Annotated in this window: 13 protein-coding genes; 5 read left to right on the top strand and 8 right to left on the bottom strand. The window is 73.9% G+C overall.

Annotated features, from left to right (window positions below):
• Nucleotides 1-89 precede the first annotated feature (89 nt).
• From moeA to FHX36_RS19270, 3 genes are read left to right on the top strand one after another with little or no spacing between them, the layout of a single operon-like run.
• The gene (moeA, locus tag FHX36_RS19280; RefSeq protein WP_110554127.1) at nt 90-1,295 is read left to right on the top strand and encodes a molybdopterin molybdotransferase MoeA; all 1,206 of its coding nucleotides are present in this window, start codon (nt 90-92) and stop codon (nt 1,293-1,295) included.
• Nucleotides 1,292-1,765 carry a cyclic pyranopterin monophosphate synthase MoaC gene (moaC, locus tag FHX36_RS19275; protein ID WP_110554126.1) on the top strand — a complete coding sequence of 158 codons (474 nt, stop codon included), beginning with the start codon at nt 1,292-1,294 and terminating at the stop codon, nt 1,763-1,765. The genes moeA and moaC overlap by 4 nt, the downstream gene beginning before the upstream one ends.
• Nucleotides 1,762-2,268 (top strand): MogA/MoaB family molybdenum cofactor biosynthesis protein, encoded by a 507-nt coding sequence (locus tag FHX36_RS19270; protein ID WP_110554125.1) that lies wholly within the window; start codon nt 1,762-1,764, stop codon nt 2,266-2,268. Before moaC ends, FHX36_RS19270 begins: the two co-directional genes overlap by 4 nt.
• Here FHX36_RS19270 and fdhD read toward each other — a convergent pair.
• On the bottom strand, nt 2,261-3,100 hold the full coding sequence (gene fdhD / locus FHX36_RS19265) for a formate dehydrogenase accessory sulfurtransferase FdhD (protein WP_110554124.1): 840 nt from the start codon (nt 3,098-3,100) through the stop codon (nt 2,261-2,263). The genes FHX36_RS19270 and fdhD overlap by 8 nt on opposite strands.
• Nucleotides 3,101-3,142: 42 nt before the next feature.
• On the opposite strand from fdhD, the gene mobA reads away from it, so the two are divergent.
• Complete coding sequence (gene mobA / locus FHX36_RS19260) at nt 3,143-3,751, top strand: molybdenum cofactor guanylyltransferase (RefSeq protein ID WP_183514021.1); 609 nt, start codon at nt 3,143-3,145, stop codon at nt 3,749-3,751.
• 9 nt (nt 3,752-3,760) lie between these two features.
• Nucleotides 3,761-4,426, top strand: a complete 666-nt coding sequence (locus tag FHX36_RS19255) for an NAD(P)H-binding protein (RefSeq protein WP_110550640.1) — start codon at nt 3,761-3,763, stop codon at nt 4,424-4,426.
• Here the strand turns inward: FHX36_RS19255 and truA are convergent.
• The 7 genes from truA to rpmJ form a co-directional block, all read right to left on the bottom strand.
• On the bottom strand, nt 4,423-5,268 hold the full coding sequence (gene truA, locus FHX36_RS19250) for a tRNA pseudouridine(38-40) synthase TruA (protein WP_110550641.1): 846 nt from the start codon (nt 5,266-5,268) through the stop codon (nt 4,423-4,425). The two genes, FHX36_RS19255 and truA, sit on opposite strands and share 4 nt — an antisense overlap.
• Before the next feature lie 28 nt (nt 5,269-5,296).
• Nucleotides 5,297-6,079, bottom strand: a complete 783-nt coding sequence (gene rplQ, locus FHX36_RS24045; RefSeq protein WP_110550642.1) for a 50S ribosomal protein L17 — start codon at nt 6,077-6,079, stop codon at nt 5,297-5,299.
• Nucleotides 6,080-6,222: 143 nt separating this feature from the next.
• Nucleotides 6,223-7,290: a DNA-directed RNA polymerase subunit alpha gene (locus FHX36_RS19240; RefSeq protein WP_110550643.1), complete on the bottom strand. Its 1,068-nt coding sequence runs from the start codon at nt 7,288-7,290 to the stop codon at nt 6,223-6,225.
• A 120-nt stretch (nt 7,291-7,410) separates the two neighbouring features.
• Nucleotides 7,411-8,037 (bottom strand): 30S ribosomal protein S4, encoded by a 627-nt coding sequence (rpsD, locus tag FHX36_RS19235; protein ID WP_110550644.1) that lies wholly within the window; start codon nt 8,035-8,037, stop codon nt 7,411-7,413.
• A gap of 35 nt (nt 8,038-8,072) precedes the next feature.
• Nucleotides 8,073-8,480: a 30S ribosomal protein S11 gene (rpsK, locus tag FHX36_RS19230; RefSeq protein ID WP_026844840.1), complete on the bottom strand. Its 408-nt coding sequence runs from the start codon at nt 8,478-8,480 to the stop codon at nt 8,073-8,075.
• 140 nt (nt 8,481-8,620) lie between these two features.
• Nucleotides 8,621-8,995: a 30S ribosomal protein S13 gene (gene rpsM, locus FHX36_RS19225; RefSeq protein WP_110550645.1), complete on the bottom strand. Its 375-nt coding sequence runs from the start codon at nt 8,993-8,995 to the stop codon at nt 8,621-8,623.
• Between the two features lie 14 nt (nt 8,996-9,009).
• Nucleotides 9,010-9,123: a 50S ribosomal protein L36 gene (gene rpmJ, locus FHX36_RS19220; protein ID WP_014742835.1), complete on the bottom strand. Its 114-nt coding sequence runs from the start codon at nt 9,121-9,123 to the stop codon at nt 9,010-9,012.
• Nucleotides 9,124-9,141: the final 18 nt, after the last annotated feature.

The raw sequence follows: 9,141 nt of genomic DNA, 5'->3' as shown, positions 1-9,141 counted from the left end.
AGCACACCCTGCCCGGTGACGCTGCGTCGCGCACCCTTCCGCGGGGCTCCACCGTTCCGGCCCGCCGGCGCATCGGTGAGGATGGGCCCGTGCGCACCGTCGAGGAACACCAGGCCGTCGTGGGCGCGCTGCTGTCCGGGCTCCCGGTGGAGGAGGTGCCGCTGACCGCCGCCGCCGGCCGGGTCGTGGCGCACGACCTGCCCGCGCTGGTCTCCCTGCCCGGCTTCGCCAACTCCGCGATGGACGGCTACGCCGCCCGGCACGCCGAGGTGGGTGCTGCGTCGGAGTCCGCGCCCGTGTGGTTGCCCGTCGCCGCCGACATCCCGGCCGGCCGCACCGACGTCCCGCGGCTGGAGCCCGGCACGGTGCACCGGATCATGACCGGCGCCCCGCTGCCCGAAGGCGCCGACGTCGTCGTCCCGGTCGAGCGCACCGACGGCGCCACCGACGTCGTCACGATCACCGGCTCGCCGGACGCCGGCACCCACCTGCGGCACGCCGGGGAGGACATCCGCGCCGGTGAGCTGGCCCTCCCCGCCGGGACGGCGCTCGGCGCGGCGCAGCTGGGCCTGGCCGCCGCCGTCGGGCACGCCTCGGTGCCGGTGCGCCGGCGCCCGCGGGTGCTGGTGCTGTCCACCGGGAGCGAGCTGGTCGAGCCCGGTCTCCCGCTGCAGCCGGGGCAGATCTACGAGTCGAACTCGGTGCTGCTGGCCGCCGCGGTCACCGAGGCCGGCGGCGAGGCCCGCACGCTGCACTTCGTCCCCGACGACGTCGACCAGTTCCTCGCCACCGTGCGGGCCGAGCTGGCGACCGCCGACCTGCTGGTGACCAGCGGCGGGGTGAGCGCCGGCGCCTACGAGGTGGTCAAGGACGCCTTCCGCGGCCTGGGCACCGTGGAGTTCACCAAGGTGGCGATGCAGCCGGGCGGGCCGCAGGGCGCCGGCACGGTCGACGGCGTCCCGGTCGTCACGCTGCCGGGCAACCCGGTGAGCTCGTTCGTCTCCTTCGAGGTGTTCGTCCGCCCCGCGCTGCGCCGCGCGCTCGGGCACGCCGCCCCCGACCGGCTGCGCACCACCGCGCGGCTCACCGCGGCGCTGCGCTCCCCCGCCGGCCGCCGCCAGTTCCTGCGCGGGCGGTTCGACGGCGAGGTCGTCACCCAGGTCGGCGGGCCGGGCTCGCACCTGGTCGCGCACCTGGCCCGCGCCAACTGCCTGGTCGTCGTCCCCGAGGACGTCACCGAGCTGCCCGCCGGCGCCGAGGTGTCCGTCGTCCTGGTCGAAGGAGCTCTGCAATGACCGAGGCCCGACTGACCCACGTCGACGAGACCGGCGCCGCCCGGATGGTCGACGTCACCGCCAAGACGGTCACCGACCGGGTGGCGACGGCGGCCGGCCGGGTGCTGGTGAGCCCCGAGGTGGTCGCCCTGCTGCGCGGGGCGGGCGTGCCCAAGGGCGACGCGATCGCGGTCGCCCGGATCGCCGGGATCATGGGCGCCAAGCGGACCCCGGACCTCGTGCCGCTGTGCCACCCGATCGCCCTGCACGGGGTCACCGTCGACATCGAGGTCGCCGACGACGCCGTGGAGATCACCGCCACCACCCGCACCGCCGACCGCACCGGGGTGGAGATGGAGGCGCTGACCTCGGTCGCCGTCGCCGGGCTCACCGTCATCGACATGGTCAAGGCGGTCGACCCGCGGGCGTGCATCACCGACGTCCGGCTGCTGGCGAAGTCCGGCGGCAAGAAGGGCGACTGGGTCCGATGACCTCCGCCCTGCCGGCCGACGCCCGCGCCGTCGTCGTCACCGCCTCCAACCGGGCCTCGGCCGGGGTCTACCCCGACCGCAGCGGCCAGGCGCTCGCCGAGGGGCTGGCCGAGCTCGGGTTCACCGTCGACGGCCCGCACGTCTGCCGCGACGAGGTGGAGTCGCTGGCCGAGGTGCTGCGCGAGGCGGTCGCCTCCGGCGCCGACGTCGTCCTCACCACCGGCGGCACCGGCCTCTCCCCCACCGACGTCACCCCCGAGGCGACCCGCGCGGTGCTGGAGCGGGAGGCGCCCGGGATCGCCGACGCCGTCCGGCGGTACGGCGAGGCGACGGTGCCCACCTCGGTGCTCTCCCGCGGCGTCGCGGGCACCGCCGGACGGACGCTGATCGTCAACCTGCCCGGGTCCACCGGCGGCGTGCGCGACGGTCTGGCCGTGCTCGGCCCGCTGCTCCCCCACGTGGTCAGCCAGCTCCGCGGCGGCGACCACGGGGCGGTCAGCTGAGCTGGTCGGGCAGCACCAGCCGCTCGGGGTGCGTGTAGACGTTGCACCCGTCGCCGCGCAGGAAGCCGATCAGGGTGATGCCGACCTCCTGGGCGAGCTCCACCGCGAGCGAGCTCGGCGCGGAGACCGCCGCGAGCACCGGCACCGCGGCCATCGCGGCCTTCTGGGTGAGCTCGAACGACGAGCGCCCGCTGACCATCAGCACGTGCCCGGCCAGCGGCACCCGGCCCTCGCGGACAGCGTCACCGACGACCTTGTCCACGGCGTTGTGCCGGCCGACGTCCTCGCGGAGCGCCACCAGCTCGCCGGCGGCGGTGAACAGCCCGGCGGCGTGCAGCCCGCCGGTCTTGTCGAACACCTGCTGGGCGGCGCGCAGCCGGTCGGGCAGCGCCAGCAGCGTCTCCAGGGTCAGCCGGGTGGCGTCACCGGCGACATCGAAGGCGGTCTTGGTGCGGATCGCGTCGATGCTCGCCTTGCCGCACACGCCGCACGAGCTGGACGTGTAGAAGTTCCGGTCCAGCGCGGTGTCCGGGGCCTCCACGCCGGGCGCCAGGTCGACGTCGACCACGTTGTAGGTGTTGCGGCCCTCGTCGTCCACGGAGTTGCAGTAGCGCAGCCCGGCGATGTCGGCGGCGGAGGTGATCACGCCCTCGGTGGCCAGGAACCCGTGCACCAGGTCGAAGTCGTCACCGGGGGTCCGCATGGTCACCGCCAGCGGCCTCCCGCTCAGCCGGATCTCCAGCGGCTCCTCGGACGCGACGGTGTCCGGACGCCGGGTGTGCACGGGTCCGCGGATGCGCAGCACCGGGGTGCGGCTGGTGACTCTTCCCACGGCGCTGACGGTACTGCGCGGTAGCGCCCTACCGTTCCGGCCATGAGCCCGCTGCCGCCCTTCGCCGCTGTCGTGCTGGCCGGCGGGCGGGCAGCGCGGTTGGGCGGGCAGCCCAAGCCGCAGCTGGACGTCGGTGGGCGCAGCATGCTCGACGCCGTGCTGACCGCCCTGGACGGCGCCGCCCCCCGCGTCGTCGTCGGCCCGCCCCAGCCGGTGCCGGACGGCGTGCGGCTGGTGCGCGAGCAGCCGCCCGGCGGGGGCCCGGTGCCCGCCCTGGCCGCCGGTCTCGCCGCCGTGGGCGGGACGGAGGTCGTCGCCGTCCTCGCCGCCGACCTGCCCTTCGTGACCCACGCCCTGGTGGGCGAGCTGCGCGAGCGGCTGACCGGTGACGGGGTGCTCGTCGTCGACGACACCGGCCGGGACCAGCTGCTCCTGGGGGTGTGGCGGACGGCCGTGCTCCGCACGGCGCTCCAGGGCGCCCGGCCGCACACCCCGCTGCGCGCCGTGCTGTCGCCGCTCGCCGTCCGCCGGTACCGCCCGCCGGTCACCGCCGGGGTGCCCGCGCCGTGGACCGACTGCGACACCCCCGCCGAGCTCGCCCGGGCACGGGCGGTCGCCGCCGGCCGACTGCCCGGCGGGAAGGCGGGGTAGGCGAGGAACATGCGCGTCGTCATCGCAGGTGCCCACGGTCAGATCGCCCGCCGCCTCGGCCGGCTGCTCAGCGGCCGGGGGGACACCGTCCTGGGCATCATCCGCAACCCCGACCAGCAGGCCGACCTGCAGTCCGACGGCGTCGAGCCGGTCGTGCTGGACCTCGAGCAGGCCTCGGTGGACGACGTCGCCGCGGTCGTCTCCGGCGCCGACGCGGTCGTGTTCGCCGCCGGCGGCGGGCCGAGCAGCGGGATCGCCCGCAAGGACACCGTGGACCGCGGCGCCGCCGTGCTGCTCGCCGACGCGGCCGCGACGGCCGGCGTCCGCCCCTACCTGCTGGTCTCCTCGATCGGCGTCGAGCAGGTCGCCGACGGCGCCACCCCCGACGGGATGGACGAGGTCTTCGTCGCCTACCTGCGGGCCAAGCTGGCCGCCGAGGAGCACGTCCTCTCCCGCGAGGGGCTGGCGTCGATGGTGGTGCGGCCGGGGGGCCTCACCGACGACCCGGGCACCGGCCGGGTGCGGCTGGAGCACACCACCGACTCCGGCCAGGTGCCGCGGGACGACGTCGCGGCGGTGCTGCTGGCACTGCTGGACGACCCCAAGGACGGCCTGGTCGCCGAGCTGCTGTCCGGCGACACCCCCGTGGCCGAGGCCGTCGCCGCGCTCCCCTAAGCGCGCTTGGCCCGGGTCACCAGCGCCCGTGCCGCCAGCTGGTCGTCGGGCGGGTAGTCGACCCGCACCAGGGTCAGCCCGCCGGCCGGGGCGACCGGGACGTCGTTCGCCCGGGTGGTCATGGTCAGCAGCGACGCCGGCCAGCCCGCCGGGCGGCGGCCCTCCCCCACCGCGATGAGCGCGCCGACCAGGCTGCGCACCATCGAGTGGCAGAACGCGTCCGCTGACGCCCGGATCTCGATCACGTCGCCGTCGCGGGACACGTCGAGGTCGAGCAGCGTGCGGATCGTGGTGGCACCCTCGCGGCGGCGGCAGTAGGCGGCGAAGTCCTGCTGGCCGAGCAGCAGGGCCGCGGCCACCCGCATCGCGGGCACCTCCAGCCGCCGTCCCCAGGCGGCGGTGTCGGCCCGGCGCAGCGGGGGCGGGCCGGAGTCGGCGTCGGTGAGCCGGTAGACGTAGTGCCGGGCCAGCGCGCCGAAGCGGGCGTCGAAGGCGTCGCTGACCACCCGGGCGCCGGTGACCGCGACGTCGGGCGGCAGCACCCCGCGCAGCCGGCGGAGCAGCCGCCCCTCGTGCACGGCGAACAGCGCGGCCGGCAGGTCGGTGTGCGCGACCTGGCCGGTGGCGTGCACCCCGGCGTCGGTCCGGCCGGCGACGGTCAGGTCGACGTCGTGCCGCAGCACGGTCGCGAGGCCGAGCTCGAGCTCGCCCTGGACCGTGCGCTGGCCGGGCTGGCGGGCCCAGCCGTGCAGCGCCGTCCCGTCGTAGGCGATCCCCAGCCGGACGCGGACGAGCCCGCCACCGGTGCCGGTGGCGGGCTCGTCGACGTGCAGGTGCTCCACGGAGCGGACCGTCAGGAGACGGTCGAGGTCACTTGGGGTCGACCTCGGGCTCGCCGCCGGGGGCGTGGACGCCCGCGGTCGCGGCGTCGCTCAGCTCGGCGGCCTCGACCTCGGCGGCAGCAGCGGCGGCCACGTCGGGCGAGAGGGTCGGGTCGTCGACGACGGCGAGGTTCTCCGCGGTCGGCTCCGGGGTGACGTCGCCGTCGTCCTGGCGCTCACCGTCGGGGTTGAAGACGTCGGTGACGACCTCCTCGGCCTCCTCGAGGCCCTCGGCGTCGGCGACCACGGCCGGGCTGGTGTCCCCGCCCGGGCCGGTGGTGACGTCCTCGTCGACCAGGCCGGGCTCGGCCGTGTCGGCGGTGACCTCACCGGCGGCGGCGGAGGCGCCGGCACCGGCGGCGAAGCGGGTGCCGCGAGCGCGCTCGGCCTCGCCGACGGCCTGCTGCGCGACCGTGGTGGCCTCGACGAGCTCGATGACGGCCATCGGGGCGTTGTCGCCCTTGCGGGGACCGACCTTGGTGATCCGCGTGTAGCCGCCGGGGCGGTTCTCGTAGCGGGGACCGATCTCGGCGAACAGGTGGTGGACGACGTCCTTGTCGCGGATCACCGTCATCACCTGCCGGCGGGCGTGCAGGTCACCGCGCTTGGCGAAGGTCACCAGCTTCTCGGCGTACGGGCGCAGCCGCTTGGCCTTGGTCTCGGTGGTGGTGATCCGCCCGTGCTCGAACAGCGAGGTGGCCAGGTTGGCCAGCATCAGCCGCTCGTGCGCGGGGGACCCGCCGAGACGGGGGCCCTTGGTGGGGGTGGGCATGTCGGTCCTTCCTCAGGCGGCCGGGCGGGCGGTTGCCGGCTGCGTCGTCCATCGCGGTGCTGCGTCGTGCTGCGTCCGGGCCAGTGTGGCGCGCCCGGTGGTACGGCCGGACGGCGGGTGCACCGCCGTCCGGCCGAGGTGGTTCAGAGCTGCTCGGTCTCCTGGAACGCCGTCTCGTCGTACTGAGCCGGGTCGCCGTAGGTCGCGTCGCCCTGGTAGGCGTCGGTCTCGTAGCCCTCGTCGTAGCTCTCCACCGAGGTGGGGATGAACCCGGGCGGGCTGTCCTTGAGGGCCAGGCCCATCGCGGCGAGCTTGAGCTTGACCTCGTCGATCGACTTCGCACCGAAGTTGCGGATGTCGAGCAGGTCGGCCTCCGAGCGGGTGACGAGCTCCCCGACGGTGTGCACGCCCTCGCGCTTGAGGCAGTTGTAGGACCGGACGGTGAGGTCCATGTCCTCGATCGGCATCGAGAAGTTCGCGATGTCGGCGGCCTCGGCCGGGCTGGGCCCGACCTCGATGCCCTCGGCGTCGACGTTCAGCTCGCGCAGCAGGCCGAACAGCTCGACCAGGGTCGAGCCGGCGCTGGCGATGGCGTCGCGGGGCTCCATCGACGGCTTGGTCTCGACGTCGACCACGAGGCGGTCGAAGTCGGTGCGCTGCTCGACGCGGGTGGCCTCGACGGCGTAGGTCACCTTGAGCACCGGGGAGTAGATCGAGTCGACGGGGATGCGACCGATCTCCTGGCCGGGCTGCTTGTTCTGGGTGGCCGGCACGTAGCCGCGGCCGCGCTCGACGACCAGCTCGATCTCGAGCCGGCCCTTCGCGTTCAGCGTGGCGATGTGCAGCTCGGGGTTGTGCACCTCGACACCGGCCGGGGGCGCGATGTCGGCGGCGGTGACCTCACCCGGGCCCTGCTTGCGCAGGTACATGGTCACCGGCTCGTCGGAGTCCGAGCTGACCACGAGGCCCTTGAGGTTCAGGATGATCTCGGTGACGTCCTCCTTGACGCCCGGCACGGTGGTGAACTCGTGCAGGGTGCCCTCGATGCGGATGCTGGTGACAGCAGCGCCGGGGATCGAGGACAGCAGGGTGCGACGCAGGGAGTTGCCGAGGGTGTAGCCGAAGCCCGGCTCCAGCGGCTCGATGACGAACCGCGAGCGCTGGGCGTCGATGGTCTCCTCGGTGAGGGTCGGACGCTGTGCGATGAGCATGGTGGTTCTCCTTCGTGTCCTCCGGCACCCGCCATATGACGCCGTGAGGGGGTGGTGCCGGCGGGGCGGACATCGGTCCACCCGCCCCGCCGTCGTGCTGCGTGCTCGGAGCTGGACTCCTTACTTGGAGTAGAGCTCCACGATCAGCTGCTCCTGGACCGGGGTGTCGATCACCTGGCGGGCCGGGATGTTGTGCACCAGCACGCGCAGCTGGGTGCTGATGACCTCGAGCCACGGCGGCACCGGACGGGAGCCGGCCTTGGCCTGGGCGACCTGGAACGGGACCATCTCGGCGGACTTCGCAGCCACCTCGACGATGTCGTTCGCGGTCACCCGGTACGAGGGGATGTCCACCTTGCGGCCGTTGACCTTGATGTGGCCGTGGCGGACGAGCTGGCGCGACATGTCGCGGGACTCGGCGAAGCCGGCCCGGTAGACGACGTTGTCCAGGCGCGACTCGAGGATCTGCAGGAGGACCTCACCGGTCTTGCCCTGCTTCTTGTTGGCCTCTTCGTAGTAGCCGCGGAACTGCTTCTCCAGCACGCCGTAGATGCGGCGGGCCTTCTGCTTCTCGCGCAGCTGGAGCAGGTACTCGCTGTCCTTGGTGCGGCCACGGCCGTGCTCGCCCGGCGGGTAGGGCCGGATCTCGATCGGGCACTTCGGGGACTCGCACTTGCTGCCCTTGAGGAACAGCTTCATCTTCTCGCGCCGGCAGAGGCGGCAATCGGCTCCGGTGTAACGGGCCACGTCAAATACTCCTGTTTCGTCTCGTCAGTGACCGGTCAGACCCGGCGGCGCTTCTTGGGCCGGCAGCCGTTGTGCGGCTGCGGCGTCACGTCCTGGATCTGCCCGACCTCGAGGCCGGTGGCCTGCAGGGACCGGATCGCGGTCTCGCGACCGGAGCCAGGGCCCTTCACGAAGACGTCGACCTTGCGCATGCCGTGCTCCTGGGCCTTGCGCGCGGCGTTCTCGGCAGCCATCTGCGCCGCGAACGGCGTGGACTTGCGCGAGCCCTTGAACCCGACGTGGCCGGCCGAGGCCCAGCTGATCACGTTGCCCGTGGGGTCGGTGATCGACACGATCGTGTTGTTGAAGGTGCTCTTGATGTGCGCCGCGCCGTGAGCGACGTTCTTCTTCTCCTTGCGGCGCACCTTCTTGGTGCCAGCTGCCGCGCGAGCCCTGGGAGGCATCTCTCTCCGGTCTGAGTCTGTGTTCGTGGCCTGGGTGGTGCGGGTGCCGCCGCGGCGTTCAGCGCGCGGGGGCGGTCGTGCGCAGGCGCACCGCCGGTCCGGCCCTCTCGGACCTGCGGCGGTGCGCCGTCATGCCTGGGTCAGCGGGCCTTCTTCTTGCCCGCGATGGTCTTGCGCGGGCCCTTGCTCGAGCGCGCGTTCGTCTTCGTGCGCTGCCCGTGCACGGGGAGCCCGCGACGGTGCCGCAGCCCCTGGTAGCAACCGATCTCCACCTTGCGGCGGATGTCGGCGGCCACCTCGCGGCGCAGGTCGCCCTCGACGCGGAAGTGCTCGTCGATGTAGTCGCGCAGCTTGAGGAGGTCCTCGTCGGAGAGGTCCTTGGCGCGCAGGTCCGGGCTGACGCCCGTCGCGGCCAGGGTCGCCTTCGCCGAGGTCGGCCCGATCCCGTAGATGTAGGTGAGTGCGATCTCCATCCGCTTCTCGCGGGGGAGGTCGACGCCAGCCAGACGTGCCATGTTCAGGTACTCCCTCAGCCCTGGCGCTGCTTGTGCCGGGCGTTCTCGCAGATGACCATGACCCGGCCGTGCCGGCGGATCACCTTGCACTTGTCGCAGATCTTCTTCACCGACGGCTGGACCTTCACCGGTGCCGCCCTCATTCC

Source organism: Modestobacter versicolor, from assembly GCF_014195485.1.
Taxonomy (GTDB): Bacteria; Actinomycetota; Actinomycetes; order Mycobacteriales; family Geodermatophilaceae; genus Modestobacter; species Modestobacter versicolor.
The sequence above is the reverse complement of the archived record's forward strand: the minus strand, read 5'-3'. Positions and strand labels throughout refer to the sequence as shown.

Coding starts and splice junctions, on each gene's coding strand:
- rpsM (WP_110550645.1), bottom strand. CDS start 8,995: ATGGCACGTCTGGCTGGCGTCGACCTCCCCCGCGAGAAGCGGATGGAG.
- FHX36_RS19270 (WP_110554125.1), top strand. CDS start 1,762: ATGACCTCCGCCCTGCCGGCCGACGCCCGCGCCGTCGTCGTCACCGCC.
- rplQ (WP_110550642.1), bottom strand. CDS start 6,079: ATGCCCACCCCCACCAAGGGCCCCCGTCTCGGCGGGTCCCCCGCGCAC.
- mobA (WP_183514021.1), top strand. CDS start 3,143: ATGAGCCCGCTGCCGCCCTTCGCCGCTGTCGTGCTGGCCGGCGGGCGG.
- FHX36_RS19240 (WP_110550643.1), bottom strand. CDS start 7,290: ATGCTCATCGCACAGCGTCCGACCCTCACCGAGGAGACCATCGACGCC.
- rpsK (WP_026844840.1), bottom strand. CDS start 8,480: ATGCCTCCCAGGGCTCGCGCGGCAGCTGGCACCAAGAAGGTGCGCCGC.
- FHX36_RS19255 (WP_110550640.1), top strand. CDS start 3,761: ATGCGCGTCGTCATCGCAGGTGCCCACGGTCAGATCGCCCGCCGCCTC.
- moaC (WP_110554126.1), top strand. CDS start 1,292: ATGACCGAGGCCCGACTGACCCACGTCGACGAGACCGGCGCCGCCCGG.